The organism is Paraburkholderia sp. 40 (genome assembly GCF_050434105.1).
Lineage (GTDB): Bacteria > Pseudomonadota > Gammaproteobacteria > Burkholderiales > Burkholderiaceae > Paraburkholderia > Paraburkholderia tuberum.
Genome location: NZ_JBNPVY010000004.1, coordinates 3,054,546 through 3,072,038, shown reverse-complemented (window position 1 = coordinate 3,072,038; position 17,493 = coordinate 3,054,546). Strand labels below are relative to the sequence as shown.

Below are 17,493 nucleotides of genomic sequence, written 5' to 3'. Positions count from 1 at the left end.
TAGAATCTAAGTCTCGCGCGACGAGGGAGACGTGCGACGGTGCAGCGACTTCCAGGACGAGTAAGCACCTTGCGCGGGGACGGTGCAATGGTACTCAGCGTGGGTGTTAATCGCGGCACAGAACTGTATGACATCGCAAGGTGGAGCGACGGACCTCGCGTGTTCTGCATGTTGGAGTACTTTCCGATGAAAGTTCTTCTGGTAGACGACTACAGCGCTACAACTGACCTGCTGGCCGACGTCGCATGCTCGATGGGGCATGCTGTGACGAAGGCGTATTCCGGTGCTGATGCATTGGTTGCGGCCGGCGGTGACGGCGCTTTCGATTTCATTCTTCTGGACATTGGACTGCCCGACATTAACGGCCACGAGTTGTGCCTGCGGCTCCGTGCATCCGAGAAATATGCGTCCCGGCGCATCTTTTCAATGACCGCGTATGACGACGTCCGCGAGCGCTTCGACATGTCGTGCTTTGATGGCCAACTTTCGAAGCCGCTATCGCTCAAGGAATTCGAGTCGTTGCTCTCAGGTTGAAGCGCGCCATAGCCGCGCTCTTGGTACCTTGAGAGACTCGGCAAAAAAAGCGGTCGTGCAGCCATCTTGCTTTTCGTCCATCTAACTCAACATATTGGCCGTTTACCGCGCTACCAGACAACTGAACGTGAACCGCAAAATTCGCTCTCGAAAACACAGCCGCCCGGCAATGTCACCTTTACTGCGGACGCTGACTTACAGCCAGGCTTCGCTTGAGCCTGTGACGCAGGCGATGCTTTTGCGGTGCTACATTGCACTGGATGCTTTCCGACGGGGCCACGGCTCACGCGACCTGTTTTCAGCGCTTGGTCGAACCCTCCTGATTGCGGAAGAACTCGGACGGCTCGTTCATCGGGCAAGCGCGGCGGGCGACATTGAATCGGGACAAGCCGCGCTCATGCGTATCAACGCCGAAGAGCACGCAGGCGGCGGGTGGCGTGTCTGCGATGCAGATTACCTGGCTTTATCCACCGCTCTTGCTGTATTCAGTGAGCAACTCAACGCAGCCTCCCTCAGCGACATCGCGAAAGCTGAGGCCCGGATGCTCGAGGGTCTCCTTGCTTCGGAGCGGGCGACGCGACAGGTTAAAGAGCTGGCCTGAAGGCTCTTCATCGCCTGGCTTGCCGCCGTCGAATGCTGTCGCACGGCAGTGGGGCTTTCGGCCCGGGCAAGAAGTGTCGTGCGCCATACTCCGCGCTGTAGGCGAAAGCGTTTTACAGTCGTAACTCTCCGAACCGAGCCCCCGCGCCGACGACTACTGATGAATGGCCGACGTTTCGCGACCGCTCCCGGCGGCCGCAACCAGATGCGCATGAACCCCGCGACGCTAGGCATCCTGCTTGCTAAAGTAAGCTAACTGTATTAAAGGCGCGGCGAAAGTTACGTCGCATCAGACCCGGGAGCTGGTCATGAAAACGCTGGATGCAACGGCGCGCGCGGGCGGCGTCGTTGCGGCGGTGGTCCTGTCCGCAGTTTTGTCCGGTTGCTACTACTACGTGCCCTACGGCTACGTTCCGGACGGCGAAGTGCCGGCGGCAGCGCCGCAGCAGCAATATCCTTTCTCGATGACCGACGCAGCCGCGACCGGTGCGGCCGCGTCAGATGTAACTGCATCGACGAACACCTATATCGCACCAGCCGCGCCCCTCTTCGTCGTGCCTGCGTATTACCCCGTCGCGTATCCGTACTACGGCTGGCCCGCGTGGTGGGGACCATCGGTGTCACTGAGCTTCGGCTATTGGGGCGGCTGCTGTTACGGCGGGGGTCACCACGGCTACTGGGGCCACCACGGCTATTGGGGCCATGGATATCGGGGCGGTTGGGGCGGTCATGGCGGCTGGGGTGGGCACGGATACCCAGGCCGTGGTATGGGCGGCGGCCAATACTGGGGCGGTGGCGGCGGTCACGGGCGTTCGCATTGAACGCTATCAGAGATGCGCTCGTGTTCAACAGTTCCCCGACAGCTGAGGCCGTGGGTGAACTGGACGCAGCTCGCCAACGCTCGGCAGCGTCCGGACCGTGCGGTGACCAGTTTCAGCCTCCATTGCATGTCGACGAGTCTTTTCAACACCTCCACTATCAATTCAACTGACGTATGAAGTTAAGCGGAACTATCTGCCAGCGGAAGAGCGCGGACCTCGAAATTTGACTGCCTATTGCCCGCGCGATAGAAAGTGAGGCCAGGCGGCGGCAGCTCCGCTGCTTCCATTAGTCCACGGTCGCGATGGAGGCGACTGTTATTGCACGAAGAACGATGCACCCCCAGAAATCACCGTCGCATCAACAAGTTGGCGATTGCATACTCAGGATATCCACAGCCTTGCCGACAAAATCTGTGAACAACCAGGAAGATACAACGGTGCGACGGATATGCGGTGCGAGCTCATGAACTGGCGCCACGAACGATAGACGGAACTATCGTTTCGTTGGTGCCTTGACGTGCCGTTTCTTGGTAAGAGATGGCGTCTGCGCGAATGACACAGCCTCGTTAAACAGGTCCGCGAGGGCATCAAATGCAGGGCTGCCTGCGCCAAATGCCAGCCATTGCCTCATCGGTGCCCGGTCGTATGGCTCGAAGTACGAGCAACCAGGCGTTTGCAGTAGCGCAGTGACGCGGTCTGCAGGCAGCTTGAGTACTATCAGGTCGCCATATACACAGGCGGCCATCGCCGTACCTGCAAAAAACCCCCGGGCATCCGAACATCGCTCGTTCGTGGATGTCGCCATATTGGGCCGCCACTACTCGCAAGGAAGCGAGCAGGGTGTTGTGGTCTGCGTTCGGCTCTTGCACCGCCCACCCCCATCCAGTCCAAGTCGCGAGGAGCGTCGCCCGACGGATACTTGTTCTCACAAATCATAGGTCAAATCTTGCCCCCGTAAGCCCCGATAGTCACACCTGACTAACTATACCCCTCCACCCTATACGGAATTAACTTCCGAGATATACTCCCCCACGGTATATGGAGGCCAATCATGAGTCACACCGTTCGCGAAAAACAGAAACTTCTGAACCGAGTCCGTCGCATCAAGGGACAGGTTGAGGCCATCGAGCGTGCGCTTGAGAAAGAGCGCGGATGCAACGATATCCTTCAGCAAATCACGAGCTGCAGGGGCGCGATGAACGGTCTGCTGGCGGTAGTGCTCGAGGACCACATCCGCACCCATCTGGTCGACGCGGACGAAGCCGGCGATGGCCGCGACGGTAGTGCGACAGAGCAGTTAATCGAAGTGGTCCACAGCTACTTCAAGTAGAGACAGAGATGAGCGAATTTGAAAACACCGCTTTCGGGGCGGGCCACGACCACATCTTTCTGGGCGCAGGTCACGAGAGCAACGAGCACAAGACGTGGGCGGTGATTGCGCTGTGCAGCGCGATGATGCTTGTTGAAATCGTCGGCGGTAGCATGTTCCGGTCGTTGGCGCTTGTCGCCGACGGCCTGCATATGTCGACGCACGCGGGCGCGATGCTGATTGCGGCGCTGGCGTACACATACGCTCGCAAACACGCGACTGATTCGCGGTTTGTTTTCGGTACCGGCAAGCTCGGTGACCTGGCAGGGTTCACCAGCGCCATCGTGCTGGCGATGATTGCCCTGCTGATTGGCTACGAAGCCGTCTCGCGGTTCCTCTCGCCTGTGCCCATTCACTTCGGCGAAGCGATTCCAATCGCGGTGGTCGGGCTGCTCGTCAACATCGCCAGTGTCTGGTTGCTGAGCGGTGACCATCACGGACATAGCCATGGTCACAGTCACGGACATAGCGATGGTCATGGTCATGGCCACGATGAGCATGCGCACGAAGACGAGGTTCAACGCATATTCGCGCCGTCTGGTGTTTTCGCTGTGTCCATCTTTGAAGATGGTGTGCCTCCGGTATTCCGCATCTCGCCTGAGACTTCAAATTCGAAGCTCGATGCAGCCGCTATCTCTGTGACGACAATACGGCCCGATGATACGCGGCAGCCTTTCGCATTTGCTGACCGGGGTGGCTACCTGGAATCGAAAGAGGACATCCCCGAACCGCACGCGTTCAAGGCCATCGTCCGGTTGCCGGATGGCGAGCATGAAGTCGAATTCGAAGAGCATGAGCACAGTCACGATGACGTCCATGAGGCCGCGACGCGGGACCACAACATCCGGTCCGCGTATATTCACGTGATGGCCGACGCGGCGGTATCGGTGCTAGCTATCATCGGCCTCGTGCTGGCACGCGCGTTCGGCTGGCTCTGGATGGACCCGCTCGCGGGTGTCACCGGCGCGTTGGTGATTGCAAACTGGTCCTACGGTCTGGTGCGCGACACGGGGGGAATTCTGCTCGACATGAACCCCGACCGGAAGATGGCTGACAACGTGCGTCACGTGATTGAGGACAACGGTGACAAGGTGCTCGACCTTCACGTATGGCGCGTGGGTCCTGGTCACATGAGTGCCGTGGTATCGGTTGCGACCAATGAATCGCAACGTAGCCCGAGCTTCTATCACTCGGCCCTCAAGCGCTTCAAGGACCTGTCGCATGTAACGGTCGAGGTGAATCCTACCCGGGCGACGGCTTGAGAAATGGCAGTCAACTCACCGTGTATCGACGTGTGTCGAATTGATGGCAAATCGGGTTTGTGCGTGGGATGCTTTCGTACTCGCGAGGAAATTCGCGGCTGGAAGACGATGACTGACCACCGGCGTCATCAGGTCATCAACGACAGGTCTCGCCGCGAGGCGAAGCTCCAGCGTGAATCACCGCGACCGTTGTCGGATAGCGAGTCCGTGAACGGGAATTCTGAGGACGCGAGTTAGAGGGCGCTTGTGCTTCGAGGGGGAGCGTTAGTTCGTGCGGCGACCGATGCAAATGGCGGCGCAGCCCCGGCTCGGAGAGCTACTCCATATCGCCCAGCCCGTTAACTAACTGGCCGGAAAGTATGTACTCGAGCTTGTCCAGCGAAAGTGGCTTGTCAGGTGGTAGTCGAAACCGGCGGCAAGCGCTCGCGACTTATCTGATTCGGCTGCGTAGCCGGTGAGTGCCACCAGCACGACGTCGTTAAAGTTGGGGTCCAGCCAGACTAGGTGTGCGACCTCGAATCCGTCCATCACTGGCATCCCGATATCAACCAGTGCGACGTCTGGGCGGCGTTCTGACATCAGCCTGATTGCGTCGGAGCCATTGTCCGACGTTGTAACTTCATGCCCTTCCACTTCCAGCAGGAGCCCGAGCGCCTCAAGGGCGTCCCGATTGTCGTCGACGACCATCATTGCGACTGACAGGTAGACCCCCACCGTCCTCTGCATAGGTTCGACCTGGTGCTGAGGGGTGAAGCGTGAGCAGCCAGGCGAACGCCGCGAGACTTAATGCGGCAGGAAAGAGGAACCATGTGCGCATTTCGGCGAACGTGACCGCCGATTTCGGGAACGTGACCGATTTGGCGGGATAAGCGTTGCGCGATATCGATTGTAGGTTTCCTTGTCAGTTCTGGTCGAGTTCGGGCTCCATGATGTTGGGTTTGAGGGGGGCTTTTCTGAGCGATTCGCCGGTCAGCGTGATCCGGTGATGACGCTGCATGAGACGGTCGAGCATCGCATCGGCGATGGTCTCGTCGCCGATCCAGCCGTGCCAGTGCTCAATCGGTAACTGGCTGGTGACGATCGTCGCTCTGCCGGCCGAGCGATCGTCGATCATTTCCAGCAGGTCGTTTCGAACCATCGCGTCAAGCGGCGCCATGCCCCAATCGTCCAGTAGAAGGACGTCAACACGGGCAAGCTGCAGCAGCCATTTGGTGAAGCCGCCGTTGCCGTGCAGGATTCGCAATTCCTCGTTCAGTCGCGGGACACGCAGGTATAGAGCTGAATGCCCCCGCCGGCAGGCGTACTGCGCGAGGGCGCAGGCGAGCCACGATTTGCCTGCTCCGGTGGGCCCGCTGATGAGCAGGCTGTAGCCGGCCTCGACCCAGTCACCGAGCGCCAGGCTCATGAGCGTGCGCGGATCCACGCCCCGGCCGGCGCGAGTATCGAGATCTTCAATGGCGGCCTGCGGATACTTGAGGCGCGCCTGCTTGAGCAGTCGGGTACGACGGCGATCATCGCGCCAGCTGGCTTCCCGGTCGACCAGCAGGGACAGGCGTTCCTCGAAGCTCAGACTGGCCGCGCCGGGCTGCGTCAATTGCTCTTCCAGTCCGTCAGCGAAGCCTTCGAGCTTCAGGGTGCGCAGTTGTGTCAGTGTCTGTTGCATCATCATGGCGGGTTCTCTTTATTGGTAGTAGCCGGGGCCGCGTACATGCGCGTGGCTTGGACTGATCCAGTCAGCAGGTGTGGCCGACGCAGCGCGGTCGCGGTTGTTGACCAGGATGTCGCGCACATGGCGGTAGCGGTGTACGCCCAGTTCCAGCGCCAGCGCGCAGGCCGCTTCAAGCCGTACACGGCCGTAGCGACGTGAGAGCGAGAGCAATCCGAGGCAAGCCCGATAACCGTGTTCCGGATGACGCTGCTCCTGCAGTAGCCGGGTGACGAGCACGCCGGTTGCCGCGCCGATCTGTTGGCCCCAGTGAATCAATCGCTGCGGCGTCCATTCGAGGTGGGCGCGGTGTGCGGCCGGCATGTGTTCGACGACGGTGGTGTAGTCGCCGGCGCGATCGTTACGGGCGTGGCTGGCGACACGGCGACCGCGATGCAACAGTTCAACCGCACCGGCCGTAATGCGCGCATCGAGCTTGAGGCCGACCAGCGCATGCGGCACGCTGTAGCGGTGTTTGTTGATCTCGACGTGATAGTCGATGTGAACAGTCACCGTCTTGAAGCGTGCGAGTTCCCAAGGTTGCGCCGGCAACGGCGACAGTGCCGGCGCGTCCAGTTGTGCGAACGCGCTGGCGCGACAGCCCGGCAGTTTCTGGAACGGGCGCTCGTTCAGGTTCTTCAGCAGCGGACGGATGGCGTCGTCGACCGACTGGACCGAAGCGAAGCGGTGATGACGCAGGCGCGCCATGATCCAGCGTTCGACGACCTGGACTGCCACCTCTACTTTCGGTTTGTCCTGTGGGCGATAAACGCGAGCCGGCAGGAATGAGGTGCCGTAGTGGCGCGCAAAGTCCAGCACCGTGTCGCCGGCCCGAGGTTCATAGCGGTCGGGATCGGCAATCATGGCGCGCGGGTTATCCGGCACGATCAGTTGCGGCACGCCTCCATAGAACGTCAGCGCGCGTGCGATGCCGCCGAGCCAGTCCTCCATCGTTTCTGCCGGCGTGGCGCACGCGAACGTGTAGCTCGAGGCGCCCATGGCGGCCACGAAGATGTGTGCCCGGCGTCCGGTGGTCAGCGGCAACGTGGGGCCGGCGAAGTCGACGAACAGCTTCTCGCCGGCACGATGAATCTGCCGCATCGAGCGCTTCAGGCGTTTCGCAAACGTCCTGTAATGCTCGCAGAACTGCGTGTAGCGGTACGTTTGCCGGTCCGCGAACTCAGCCTGGTACTCTTCCCACAGCAGCGTCAGCGTCATGCCCTTGCGGCGCAGTTCCTGATGGATACGCCCGTAATCGGGCTGCGCGTAGGCCGCTGGCCCCGTGGGTTTGCCGAGCAGCCGCCTCTCGAGCTCGCCTTCGTCCATATCGCTGGCGCTGGCCCAGTCGAGTCCGGCGGCGCCGGCCAGTCCGAGGTACTTCGTGACCCCGCCCTTGGAAATGCCCAGCGACGCGGCGATCCGGTCGTGCGAGAAGCCGCCGTCAAATTTAAGTCGTAAAACGTCCTTGATCATGCGCATGTTCATCCGGTGCGCGGGCATGGTCTCTCCGGCCAAAGCCGGCGAGCATAGCCCGCGTGGTTGATGTCATGCGCAACGCCGATCCTGTCTTCCGGTCCGACCGCTCACGTTCCCGAAATCGTCGGTCACGTTGCCGGAATCGCCGGTCACCATCCCGAAACGGCCGGTCACGTTCGTCCGAAATACGCACCATGCACTGGGACCTTCGCGAAGCCAGCGGTAAGCCAAGTAGCAGCCGAGAAGCTCGACGACGGCTGTCAATGCGAAGAGGACGAACCTTTTCATGCTTAATGGCATTTCGTTGCGCCGCTTCTGTGTGGACCGTGCTGGTGCTCGTCGATACACGCCTCTTCTTCGACTTGAACAGTCACATGCTCAATGCTGTAACGCTCCGAGAGACGTCGCCGGACTGCTGCAACGACGTCCCGGTGGACTGCACCGTCCGTTGGGTGCACGTGCAGTGTTACAAGATGTTGTTCACCAGCGATGGACCAAGCATGGATGTGATGCGCGTCGCGCACTTCCGCTACGTTCCGTTCGAGGTCGGCTTTGATGTCCGCTACGTCAACACCAGCGGGAGTCCCTTCGAGAAGTATGTGCGCGGACGACTTTACGATACCCTGAAGTTGACCCGCGAAAACGGACACCTATGCTTTTGATCAGGAGGTGTCGAAAATGGGCAGGCATCGTACCCCATACCCTGTGGAATTCCGGGCTCACATGGTCGAGCTGGTTAAGGCCGGAAGAACGCCTGAGGATCTGGCGCGCGAGTTCGAGCCGACCGAACAGACGATCAACAACTGGGTCGCGCAGGCCGATCGCGATGCGGGTGTGCGTCACGACGGGCTGACCACGGCCGAGCGGCAGGAACTCACACGGTTGCGTCGCGAGAACCGGCAACTGAAGATGGAAAGGGACATTCTCTCGCAGGCCGCGGCCTGGTTCGCGAGGGAGACGGGAGCCGTTCCGCCGAAGGGCGGTACGGATTCATGAGAGCGAACCGGGCCAGGTGGCCCATTGCCACGATGGCACGGCTGCTCAGGGTCTCCGCGAGCGGCTACTACGCATGGCTGGTGCGTGAGCCATCGAAACGCTCGTGTAGCGATGCGCAACTGCTCGAGCGCATCCGCACGCTGCATGCGAATTCACGCGGCACATATGGGGCGCCACGTATCCATGCGCAGCTCGCGTGGGAAGGCGTGCATGTGGGATGCAAGCGGGTCGCACGTCTGATGCACCTGGCCGGCCTGCATGGTGCGAGCCGGCGGCGCTGGCCACACACCACGCGGCAACGCGCGGGGGCTCGGCGCGCTCCGGATCTGGTGCGTCGGCACTTCTGCGCGGAGGCGACAAACATGCTGTGGGTGGCGGACGCCACCTACATCCCGACTGGCGAGGGGTTTCTGTATCTGGCCGTAGTCCTCGACGTGTTCAGTCGCCGAATTGTAGGCTGGGCGATGTCAAGCCATCTGTACACCGAACTGATGCTGCGCGCACTCGATATGGCGTTGCTGCAGCGACGCCACGAGGGCGTAATTCTACATTCGGACCAGGGATGCCAATACACCTCTATTGCATTCGGACGGCGCTGCCGCGAAGCCGGTGTGCAACCGTCGATGGGGACGGCCGGCGACGCGTACGACAACGCGATGTGCGAATCGTTCTTCGGCACGCTTGAAGCGGAGCTACTCTCGCGAGAACTCTTTGCGACTCGTGAACAGGCCCGGCAACGCATCTTCTGGTTCCTGGAGGGCTGGTACAACGTACGCCGCTTACACAGCGGCATTGGCTATCGTTCGCCGCTTGAATTCGAAAACCTCAACGTTAAAAGGCAAACCGTATCGCCTTGCGGGTTGTCCACCGGCGGGCAGCGTCATGGTCGTGAGAGGCGACCCGCCGCCCGCCCGTGGACAACCCGCGACTCAACACTCAACGGAGGTTAGATCGCATCAAATCGCAGGCTGCAAATCCGTCCGTCGAACCGGGTCAACCTCACCCCAGGCGCTCTTGAGGATAATGACCGCGACGAATATCGACAGGATTGGGTCAATTGGCGTCCAGCCACTGAGCAGAATCACGCCTGCTGCAACGATGGCAGCCACCGAGCCGAGCATGTCGCCGAGAACGTGAAACCATGCGCTGCGCATGTTCAGATTTTCCCGGTTGCCACCGTTGAGAACATAGAACGCGGCGATGTTAGCAACCAGCCCAGCGACGGCAATGACCAGCATCGTTTGTCCGACCACGGGAACAGGGGATGCAAACCGGCGGATGGCTTCAACGCCAATCCACCCTGCTATAACGAATAGTGCACATCCATTGACGAAGGCTGCGAGGATTTCCAGTCGCTTGAATCCATAGGAAAGCTGCGCCGTTGCGGGCCGGCGGCCATAGTGGACTGCGGCCCAGCTGAACCCGAGCGCGGCAGCGTCACTGACCATGTGCCCCGCATCTGCCAGCAGCGCGAGCGAGCCCGACAGCAGGCCCCCCGCAGTCTCGACCATCATGAACACGGCAATAATGATGCAGGCCCATCCAATACGGCGTTGGTCGGTTACACCATGAAGATGGTTGTAGCCGGAGTGACTGTGGCCTGCATGGCTATGGCTACTGTGGTCATGGGCGCCATGTGACTGCCGTTTGCCGTGGTCGTGGCCGTGGGCATCGTTGTGGTCGCGCTCACGGCCATGAAGGTGCGAATTGTGCTGGTGGTCGTGAGCCATTGGCTGGGCCTCGGATAAACTGCAAATGCGATATTATATACACATATAAACATACGTTGATTTAATGTCTTGGAGCCACGATGCGAGAAACAGAGTTGACCGAGGACCAGGTCGTGGAGCTGGCCGAGATGTTCCGGCTCATGGGTGACCCGAGCCGCCTGAAAATAATCGCGGCCTGTCTTCACGCGCCGATAAGCGTATCCGACATCGCCACGAAGCTCGGTCTGTCACAGCCGCTGGTCAGTCATCACCTGCGCCTTCTGCGAGCTGCTCGGGTACTGCGAGCCGAGCGGCGGGGAAAGCAGATTTTCTACGAGGCGGCGGACGAGCACGTGAAGCACGTCATCAGCGACATGGCCGACCATGTCTGCGAGCGTTTGCCCTCTGACCTTGACGACACGCACGGGGAAACTTGAGGCTCAGGCGTAGGCGGCGCAGTCGCTGGCGGGCTGTTGGGAAATCAGGTCGGCGGAGGACGCGGTCGCGTTCTGGCAACGATTGCCGGCGCCGTGGGCGGTGGCTTTGCGGGCAATGGCATTGAGCATGCTGTGCGCAAGGAGACGAGCTACCAGGTGCAGGTCAAGGATGGCAGCTACCGGAACTTCAACTACACAACGCAGCCGCCGGTCCAGGTCGGTGAGCGCGTTCATGTCTCGGGCGACTCCCTGAGCGCGTCGTAATCAGCCTCCAAAACCGGCGGAACCTTGACGGTTACTGCCGGTTACAGAATTGACAATCCGGCCGTACCTGCTGCGGCTTGGCCCTCCTACAATCTGCGTCGTTCGTCGTTGTCTGGCATCCGCCAGAACCGGGCAGGACTGGAGAACTCCATGAAGCGCGCTACCCTTTTTCTCGCGGTGGGAATTTCCGCTGCCTGTGCGTCCAGCGCGGCTTTCGCTCACGCGGACATCGGTGTTTATCTGGGGGTTCCTGGTCCCGTGTATGTCGCGCCACCCCCGGTCGTGTACGAGGCGCCGCCGCCAGTGGTCTACGCGCCGGCCCCGGTCTATGGCTACGGATACCGCTATGAAGGCGACTACGGCGACGAGCGCCGATGGCATGACCACGGTCGGCACCGTGGATGGGAACATCACCATCATGAGGACCACGACTGATTCTTTGCCGACGGTCTTCGACAGCGTCTGTGGGAGTCGCGGACAGGTGACAACGCGACCCTTCTTCGGCGAACGTTACTTCTGACACCCTTTAGATGTCACAGGCGGCGCTGGATTCGCCGCGCGCCTGCGCGAGGGCGCTCATCCGGGGAGCCGTGATATCGCGCTGCATACAAATCCCGCGCCCTCTAAAGTACGCTCGCCAGCATTGTCCCCCTGTCAATTGCCGCCGTGCTTTGCCTGCCACTTTTTCATGTAGGCAATTTCCTCGTCTTGCGCCTTAACGATGTTTGCCGCAAGCCGCTTCATCTCGGGGTCCTTCCCTTGCTTCAACTCGACTTCTGCCATGGCGACCGCACCCTGGTGGTGGGGAATCATGTGCGACACAAAGTCTTTATCCGTATCGCCCGTGTACGGGCCGCTCATGTCCGTCCTCATTTTTTCGCCGGCTGCCTTGAAGGTTTGCGTTGACCGACTCGCGCTGTCGCCGCTCGAGCTACTCATGTTCATTTGGAGAAGTCAGGAAGGTCGATGCTGCGGCAGGAAAACTGACCATCAAAGCCGGTCCGATAGAGAATCTGGGCATGGACACCATGACGATGGTGTTCAACGTCAAGGACCCAGCGATGCTCTCGCAGGTCAAGGTTGGCGACCAGATTGATTTCGTTGCCGAAGAGGTGAACGACATCGTGACGGTTACCAAGCTGCAAAACCAATAACGCCCGGGCAACGCACGCTGTGGCCTCCGTGCCGCAGCGGTCCAATCGACTATCTGGATTCTTGAGAACCTGAAAGCAAACACTCTCAACAAATTGATGGGCATGGCGATGGCGGTGACGTTGGGCATCGTGCCGGCGCTAGCGCTCGCCCAGGGCAGGCTCGAATAGCCGTCTGAAGTTGACCCGCGAAAACGGACACCTATGCTTTTGATCAGGAGGTGTCGAAAATGGGCAGGCATCGTACCCCATACCCTGTGGAATTCCGGGCTCACATGGTCGAGCTGGTTAAGGCCGGAAGAACGCCTGAGGATCTGGCGCGCGAGTTCGAGCCGACCGAACAGACGATCAACAACTGGGTCGCGCAGGCCGATCGCGATGCGGGTGTGCGTCACGACGGGCTGACCACGGCCGAGCGGCAGGAACTCACACGGTTGCGTCGCGAGAACCGGCAACTGAAGATGGAAAGGGACATTCTCTCGCAGGCCGCGGCCTGGTTCGCGAGGGAGACGGGAGCCGTTCCGCCGAAGGGCGGTACGGATTCATGAGAGCGAACCGGGCCAGGTGGCCCATTGCCACGATGGCACGGCTGCTCAGGGTCTCCGCGAGCGGCTACTACGCATGGCTGGTGCGTGAGCCATCGAAACGCTCGTGTAGCGATGCGCAACTGCTCGAGCGCATCCGCACGCTGCATGCGAATTCACGCGGCACATATGGGGCGCCACGTATCCATGCGCAGCTCGCGTGGGAAGGCGTGCATGTGGGATGCAAGCGGGTCGCACGTCTGATGCACCTGGCCGGCCTGCATGGTGCGAGCCGGCGGCGCTGGCCACACACCACGCGGCAACGCGCGGGGGCTCGGCGCGCTCCGGATCTGGTGCGTCGGCACTTCTGCGCGGAGGCGACAAACATGCTGTGGGTGGCGGACGCCACCTACATCCCGACTGGCGAGGGGTTTCTGTATCTGGCCGTAGTCCTCGACGTGTTCAGTCGCCGAATTGTAGGCTGGGCGATGTCAAGCCATCTGTACACCGAACTGATGCTGCGCGCACTCGATATGGCGTTGCTGCAGCGACGCCACGAGGGCGTAATTCTACATTCGGACCAGGGATGCCAATACACCTCTATTGCATTCGGACGGCGCTGCCGCGAAGCCGGTGTGCAACCGTCGATGGGGACGGCCGGCGACGCGTACGACAACGCGATGTGCGAATCGTTCTTCGGCACGCTTGAAGCGGAGCTACTCTCGCGAGAACTCTTTGCGACTCGTGAACAGGCCCGGCAACGCATCTTCTGGTTCCTGGAGGGCTGGTACAACGTACGCCGCTTACACAGCGGCATTGGCTATCGTTCGCCGCTTGAATTCGAAAACCTCAACGTTAAAAGGCAAACCGTATCGCCTTGCGGGTTGTCCACCGGCGGGCAGCGTCATGGTCGTGAGAGGCGACCCGCCGCCCGCCCGTGGACAACCCGCGACTCAACACTCAACGGAGGTTAGATCGCATCAAATCGCAGGCTGCAAATCCGTCCGTCGAACCGGGTCAACCTCAGTCCTTTTCAGGGGCTGCACATGTCGACGCACGCCGGCGCGATGCCGATTGCTGCGCCGGCATACACCTACGCACTGCCGAAGCCATTGCCACGCCATCAAATCCCGGTCAAACACTGCTTGACCTTCCCATTGTGGGAAGGTCAAGAATACGCTTGGATGGCCAATGGGCCGTTGCTTAGAGGGAGCTCGAGATGAACATTGGTGAAACAGCGAAGGCGTCCGGCGTTTCAGCCAAGATGATTCGCCACTACGAGGGCGCCGGCCTGATTCAGCCTGCCACGCGGACGGAATCGAACTATCGGGTGTACACGCACAAGGACGTGGAGGTGCTGCGCTTCGTCAGGCAAGCCCGTCACCTCGGCTTCCCGATGAAGCAGATTTCGGTATTGCTGGGCCTGTGGGAAGACCGGAGCCGGCCCAGTAGCGAGGTCAAACGGCTTGCGAAAGAGCATATCGTCGAACTGGACCTGCGTATCCGGGAACTGACCGAGATGAGAGACACGCTGGGGCATCTGGCGGAGCACTGCAGAGGCGACTCACGTCCGGAATGCCCGATTCTGGAAGCACTGGCCGGTCAAAAACATTAGTCGCAACGCTTGACCTTCCAACAGTTGGAATGTCGATACTGATTTTGCTCACAATAAAACGGAGTTTTCAAAATGGAACTGGAAGTCAAAGACATGACCTGCGGGCATTGCGCGGGCGTTATCACGAAAGCGGTCAAGGATGTCGACGCACAGGCGAAGGTGGACATCGACGTTGCAACCAGGACGGTGCGCATCGAATCCGCGCACGGTGCCGACGACTTTTTGTTGGTCATCCAGGAAGCGGGCTACAGCCCGGCTGTTCGCGCCTGACCCTCTCGCTGGCATAGTGCCGGTCCCGCAGTCCTCGACGGCCGCACCCACCGGTGCGGCCCTCCAAACAAGACCATGGCTACCGAACTTCTGAATGCCACCCGCGCGGCGGCTGGTACTACCACCACCTTCGAACTGCCCATTGAGGGCATGACGTGCGCGTCGTGCGTCGCGCGCGTGGAAAAAGCGATTGCGCGCGTGCCGGGTGTGACGCGCAGCTCCGTCAATCTTGCGACCGAGAAAGCGTCCATTGAAGCTGAATCTGTGCAGGCGCACTCCGCTGTCGCGGACGCAGTTCGAGCGGCCGGCTATGAGGTACCGGAACAGGAGGTCATGCTGAGCATCAACGGCATGACCTGTGCATCGTGCGTCGCGCGGGTCGAGAAGTCACTGAGCAAGGTCGTCGGCGTGTCATCGGCCAGCGTGAACCTGGCCACCGAGCAGGCCACGATAAAAGCCCTTGCAAGTGTGTCTCGGGACGTCCTCGTGAGCGCCGTACAGAAGGCAGGGTACGACGCGACCATTCCGGCAACTGATGTTGAGCAGCCGCCGAAGCGAGACTTTGCGTCGCTCAGGGTCGCCGGTGCAGCCATTTTTAGCGCACCGCTTGTGGTCCCGATGGTAGCCCAGTGGTTGGGCGGGCACGTCATGCTCCCCATCTGGCTTTCGTTTGCGCTGGCGACTGTCGTGCAATTTGGGTTCGGCCTGCGTTTCTACAAATCAGCCTACAAAGCGGTGCTCGCGAAGGCGGGCAACATGGATTTGCTCGTTGCCCTCGGTACGTCGGCCGCGTACGGTCTGAGCGTCTATGAGGTCGTCGCTCATCCGGGCGACATGGGCCATCTGTATTTCGAAGCGTCGGCTGTTGTCATCACGCTGGTGCTGTTCGGGAAATGGCTCGAGGCCAAGGCAAAGCGCCAGACTACGAAGGCTATCCGGGCCTTGAACGCGCTGCGGCCTGACAAAGCGCGTGTGCGCATCGACGGCACTGAGCAGGAGGTGCCTCTTGCGGCCGTGCGTGTCGGCGCGCAAGTGGTCGTCCGCCCGGGTGAGCGCGTGCCGGTGGACGGGACGATAGTAGAAGGCGCAAGTCGTGGACGAGTCACTCATCACGGGTGAGAGCTTGCCGGTGGCAATGCAACCGGGCGATAAAGTGACTGGCGGGTCCATCAACGTCGACGGACTGCTTGTCGTCGAGACGTCAGCCGTCGGGTCCGAGACGACCCTCTCCCGAATCATCCGGCTGGTCGAGTCCGCCCAGGCCGAGAAAGCACCTATTCAGCGACTGGTCGACAAGGTCAGCGCTGTATTTGTGCCAACGATTTTTGGGAATTGCATTCCTGACGCTCGTTGGCTGGATGCTCTACTCAGGTAACGTGGAAACCGCCATTCTCAATGCGGTGGCCGTACTTGTCATCGCCTGTCCGTGCGCATTGGGGTTGGCAACACCGACCGCCATCATGGCCGGCACAGGGGTCGCGGCGCGGCATGGGATTCTCATCAAGGATGCCGAAGCCCTGGAGGTCGCGCATCGAATCAATACCGTCGCGTTCGACAAGACCGGAACGCTGACCGTCGGCAAGCCGACGCTCGTCGAATTTCGTACCTTTGACGTGGCACGCAACGAAGCGCTCGCTGTCGCGGCGGCCATCCAGCAGGGCAGCGAGCATCCGTTGGCACACGCGGTGACGCAAGCGGCACAGGCGGACGGCATAGTCGCTCCGAACGCGAGTGATGTGCGAGCCATAGCCGGTCGCGGAGTTCAGGGTAACGTTGGTGGCCGCCTCTACGCGATTGCGAATGCCCGCTTCCTGCAGGAGACGCAAATCGATGTGTCCGAGGAAGTTCTCGCTCAGGGCCACTCCGCACAAGCGGAAGGTCGGACCGTTTCGTGGCTTGTCGAGTTGGGCAATGCCCGCAAAGTGGTGGCGCTGCTCGCATTTGGCGACACCGTCAAGGACACTGCGGCGACCGCCATCGACCACATGCGTGCCATGAAAATACGCACGGTTCTGCTCACCGGCGACAACCAGGGTGCGGCACGTGCTGTAGCCGACAAGCTTGGAATTGAGGACGTGCGCGCCGAGGTGCTGCCTGAGGACAAAGCTCGCGTCATATCTGACCTGCGCGCGTCCGGTGGAACGGTCGGCATGGTTGGCGACGGCATCAACGATGCGCCCGCGCTTGCAGCGGCCGACGTTGGCATCGCCATGGCGACAGGGACCGACGTCGCGATGCACGCGGCCGGCATTACGTTGATGCGGGGTGACCCGGCACTCATCGCGGACGCCATCGACATCTCACGTCGCACCTACCGGAAGATTCAGCAGAACCTGTTCTGGGCGTTCATCTATAACGTGGTTGGCGTACCGCTGGCGGCGCTGGGTCTGCTCAATCCAGTAGTGGCTGGCGCGGCGATGGCATTCAGTAGTGTCAGCGTTGTGAGTAACGCGCTGACGTTGCGGTTGTGGTCGCCGGATAAGAAGCGTCGGTAACAGCCGCCGCCAAACCGGGGATGCTTACGACGGTACAACACTATTGGCGAGCTCGGCAATTCGTCGCGCTCCGGTCGAGCAGCAGGAAAGCCGATTCGTTGCTGGCAGTCCTCGAATGCGTTTGAATACTCTTGGACGGAACTCAACGCGACTCTTCTTCGACAATCGTTATTTCTAGCAACCGGTACATACCGCAGCCGACGCGGGGTTCGCCGCGCGTCCACACGGCGCTCATCCGGTCAGCCGCGTCATCACGCGCGTTCCA

The 17,493-nt window shown here is 60.8% G+C and carries 15 protein-coding genes and 7 pseudogenes; 16 read left to right on the top strand and 6 right to left on the bottom strand.

Annotated features, from left to right (window positions below; translation table 11 throughout):
- The first annotated feature begins 186 nt into the window (after positions 1 to 186).
- From OKW28_RS36200 to OKW28_RS36175, 6 genes are all read left to right on the top strand, one after another.
- Complete coding sequence (locus tag OKW28_RS36200) at positions 187 to 534, top strand: response regulator (protein WP_429452570.1); 348 nt, start codon at positions 187 to 189, stop codon at positions 532 to 534.
- 127 nt (positions 535 to 661) lie between these two features.
- On the top strand, positions 662 to 1,135 hold the full coding sequence (locus OKW28_RS36195; protein ID WP_429452568.1) for a hypothetical protein: 474 nt from the start codon (positions 662 to 664) through the stop codon (positions 1,133 to 1,135).
- A gap of 307 nt (positions 1,136 to 1,442) precedes the next feature.
- Positions 1,443 to 1,955 carry a hypothetical protein gene (locus OKW28_RS36190; RefSeq protein ID WP_429452566.1) on the top strand — a complete coding sequence of 171 codons (513 nt, stop codon included), beginning with the start codon at positions 1,443 to 1,445 and terminating at the stop codon, positions 1,953 to 1,955.
- A gap of 1,051 nt (positions 1,956 to 3,006) precedes the next feature.
- Positions 3,007 to 3,285 (top strand): metal/formaldehyde-sensitive transcriptional repressor, encoded by a 279-nt coding sequence (locus tag OKW28_RS36185; protein WP_429452564.1) that lies wholly within the window; start codon positions 3,007 to 3,009, stop codon positions 3,283 to 3,285.
- Between the two features lie 8 nt (positions 3,286 to 3,293).
- Complete coding sequence (dmeF, locus tag OKW28_RS36180; RefSeq protein ID WP_429452562.1) at positions 3,294 to 4,586, top strand: CDF family Co(II)/Ni(II) efflux transporter DmeF; 1,293 nt, start codon at positions 3,294 to 3,296, stop codon at positions 4,584 to 4,586.
- Positions 4,587 to 4,589: 3 nt separating this feature from the next.
- The gene (locus OKW28_RS36175; RefSeq protein WP_429452560.1) at positions 4,590 to 4,823 is read left to right on the top strand and encodes a DUF1289 domain-containing protein; all 234 of its coding nucleotides are present in this window, start codon (positions 4,590 to 4,592) and stop codon (positions 4,821 to 4,823) included.
- 105 nt (positions 4,824 to 4,928) lie between these two features.
- Here OKW28_RS36175 and OKW28_RS36170 read toward each other — a convergent pair.
- From OKW28_RS36170 to OKW28_RS36155, 4 genes and pseudogenes are all read right to left on the bottom strand, one after another.
- A pseudogene (locus OKW28_RS36170) lies at positions 4,929 to 5,394 on the bottom strand (response regulator); the annotation flags it as partial.
- 93 nt (positions 5,395 to 5,487) lie between these two features.
- On the bottom strand, positions 5,488 to 6,255 hold the full coding sequence (gene istB / locus OKW28_RS36165; RefSeq protein WP_429446572.1) for an IS21-like element helper ATPase IstB: 768 nt from the start codon (positions 6,253 to 6,255) through the stop codon (positions 5,488 to 5,490).
- 12 nt (positions 6,256 to 6,267) lie between these two features.
- On the bottom strand, positions 6,268 to 7,791 hold the full coding sequence (gene istA / locus OKW28_RS36160) for an IS21 family transposase (RefSeq protein WP_429446574.1): 1,524 nt from the start codon (positions 7,789 to 7,791) through the stop codon (positions 6,268 to 6,270).
- A 45-nt stretch (positions 7,792 to 7,836) separates the two neighbouring features.
- Positions 7,837 to 8,055 carry a hypothetical protein gene (locus OKW28_RS36155; protein ID WP_429454566.1) on the bottom strand — a complete coding sequence of 73 codons (219 nt, stop codon included), beginning with the start codon at positions 8,053 to 8,055 and terminating at the stop codon, positions 7,837 to 7,839.
- 38 nt (positions 8,056 to 8,093) lie between these two features.
- Here OKW28_RS36155 and OKW28_RS36150 point away from each other — a divergent pair, with 38 nt between their 5' ends.
- Both OKW28_RS36150 and OKW28_RS36145 read left to right on the top strand, forming a co-directional pair.
- The gene (locus OKW28_RS36150) at positions 8,094 to 8,429 is read left to right on the top strand and encodes a hypothetical protein (RefSeq protein ID WP_429452558.1); all 336 of its coding nucleotides are present in this window, start codon (positions 8,094 to 8,096) and stop codon (positions 8,427 to 8,429) included.
- A 16-nt stretch (positions 8,430 to 8,445) separates the two neighbouring features.
- Positions 8,446 to 9,584, top strand: a pseudogene (locus OKW28_RS36145) (IS3 family transposase); the annotation flags it as partial.
- Between the two features lie 135 nt (positions 9,585 to 9,719).
- Here the strand turns inward: OKW28_RS36145 and OKW28_RS36140 are convergent.
- Entirely contained in the window at positions 9,720 to 10,493 is a 774-nt protein-coding gene (locus OKW28_RS36140) for a cation diffusion facilitator family transporter (protein WP_429452556.1), read from the bottom strand.
- Positions 10,494 to 10,573: 80 nt separating this feature from the next.
- Here OKW28_RS36140 and OKW28_RS36135 point away from each other — a divergent pair, with 80 nt between their 5' ends.
- The 3 genes and pseudogenes from OKW28_RS36135 to OKW28_RS36125 all read left to right on the top strand — a co-directional run bounded on the left by OKW28_RS36135 (position 10,574) and on the right by OKW28_RS36125 (position 11,608).
- Positions 10,574 to 10,909: an ArsR/SmtB family transcription factor gene (locus OKW28_RS36135; RefSeq protein WP_429452554.1), complete on the top strand. Its 336-nt coding sequence runs from the start codon at positions 10,574 to 10,576 to the stop codon at positions 10,907 to 10,909.
- Positions 10,910 to 10,918: 9 nt separating this feature from the next.
- Positions 10,919 to 11,173: pseudogene (locus OKW28_RS36130) on the top strand (glycine zipper 2TM domain-containing protein); the annotation flags it as partial.
- Positions 11,174 to 11,323: 150 nt separating this feature from the next.
- Positions 11,324 to 11,608, top strand: a complete 285-nt coding sequence (locus OKW28_RS36125; RefSeq protein ID WP_429452552.1) for a hypothetical protein — start codon at positions 11,324 to 11,326, stop codon at positions 11,606 to 11,608.
- A gap of 219 nt (positions 11,609 to 11,827) precedes the next feature.
- Here OKW28_RS36125 and copM read toward each other — a convergent pair.
- Positions 11,828 to 12,118, bottom strand: a pseudogene (gene copM / locus OKW28_RS36120) (CopM family metallochaperone); the annotation flags it as partial.
- Here copM and OKW28_RS36115 point away from each other — a divergent pair.
- From OKW28_RS36115 to OKW28_RS36095, 5 genes and pseudogenes are all read left to right on the top strand, one after another.
- A pseudogene (locus OKW28_RS36115) lies at positions 12,115 to 12,327 on the top strand (copper-binding protein); the annotation flags it as partial. The pseudogenes copM and OKW28_RS36115 overlap by 4 nt on opposite strands.
- A 227-nt stretch (positions 12,328 to 12,554) precedes the next feature.
- Positions 12,555 to 13,693 (top strand): annotated as a pseudogene (locus OKW28_RS36110) (IS3 family transposase); the annotation flags it as partial.
- A 374-nt stretch (positions 13,694 to 14,067) separates the two neighbouring features.
- Complete coding sequence (cueR, locus tag OKW28_RS36105; RefSeq protein ID WP_429452550.1) at positions 14,068 to 14,463, top strand: Cu(I)-responsive transcriptional regulator; 396 nt, start codon at positions 14,068 to 14,070, stop codon at positions 14,461 to 14,463.
- 72 nt (positions 14,464 to 14,535) lie between these two features.
- A complete protein-coding gene (locus tag OKW28_RS36100) occupies positions 14,536 to 14,733 on the top strand; it encodes a heavy-metal-associated domain-containing protein (RefSeq protein ID WP_429452548.1) in 198 nt (65 codons plus the stop codon).
- 75 nt (positions 14,734 to 14,808) lie between these two features.
- Positions 14,809 to 17,228, top strand: a pseudogene (locus OKW28_RS36095) (heavy metal translocating P-type ATPase).
- Positions 17,229 to 17,493 lie beyond the last annotated feature (265 nt).

Bases quoted from the DNA above. Each gene is read 5' to 3' on its own strand.
- OKW28_RS36200 (WP_429452570.1), top strand. From the start codon at position 187: ATGAAAGTTCTTCTGGTAGACGACTACAGCGCTACAACTGACCTGCTG.
- OKW28_RS36190 (WP_429452566.1), top strand. From the start codon at position 1,443: ATGAAAACGCTGGATGCAACGGCGCGCGCGGGCGGCGTCGTTGCGGCG.
- OKW28_RS36185 (WP_429452564.1), top strand. From the start codon at position 3,007: ATGAGTCACACCGTTCGCGAAAAACAGAAACTTCTGAACCGAGTCCGT.
- dmeF (WP_429452562.1), top strand. From the start codon at position 3,294: ATGAGCGAATTTGAAAACACCGCTTTCGGGGCGGGCCACGACCACATC.
- OKW28_RS36175 (WP_429452560.1), top strand. From the start codon at position 4,590: ATGGCAGTCAACTCACCGTGTATCGACGTGTGTCGAATTGATGGCAAA.
- istB (WP_429446572.1), bottom strand. From the start codon at position 6,255: ATGATGATGCAACAGACACTGACACAACTGCGCACCCTGAAGCTCGAA.
- istA (WP_429446574.1), bottom strand. From the start codon at position 7,791: ATGCCCGCGCACCGGATGAACATGCGCATGATCAAGGACGTTTTACGA.
- OKW28_RS36155 (WP_429454566.1), bottom strand. From the start codon at position 8,055: ATGAAAAGGTTCGTCCTCTTCGCATTGACAGCCGTCGTCGAGCTTCTC.
- OKW28_RS36140 (WP_429452556.1), bottom strand. From the start codon at position 10,493: ATGGCTCACGACCACCAGCACAATTCGCACCTTCATGGCCGTGAGCGC.
- OKW28_RS36135 (WP_429452554.1), top strand. From the start codon at position 10,574: ATGCGAGAAACAGAGTTGACCGAGGACCAGGTCGTGGAGCTGGCCGAG.
- OKW28_RS36125 (WP_429452552.1), top strand. From the start codon at position 11,324: ATGAAGCGCGCTACCCTTTTTCTCGCGGTGGGAATTTCCGCTGCCTGT.
- cueR (WP_429452550.1), top strand. From the start codon at position 14,068: ATGAACATTGGTGAAACAGCGAAGGCGTCCGGCGTTTCAGCCAAGATG.
- OKW28_RS36100 (WP_429452548.1), top strand. From the start codon at position 14,536: ATGGAACTGGAAGTCAAAGACATGACCTGCGGGCATTGCGCGGGCGTT.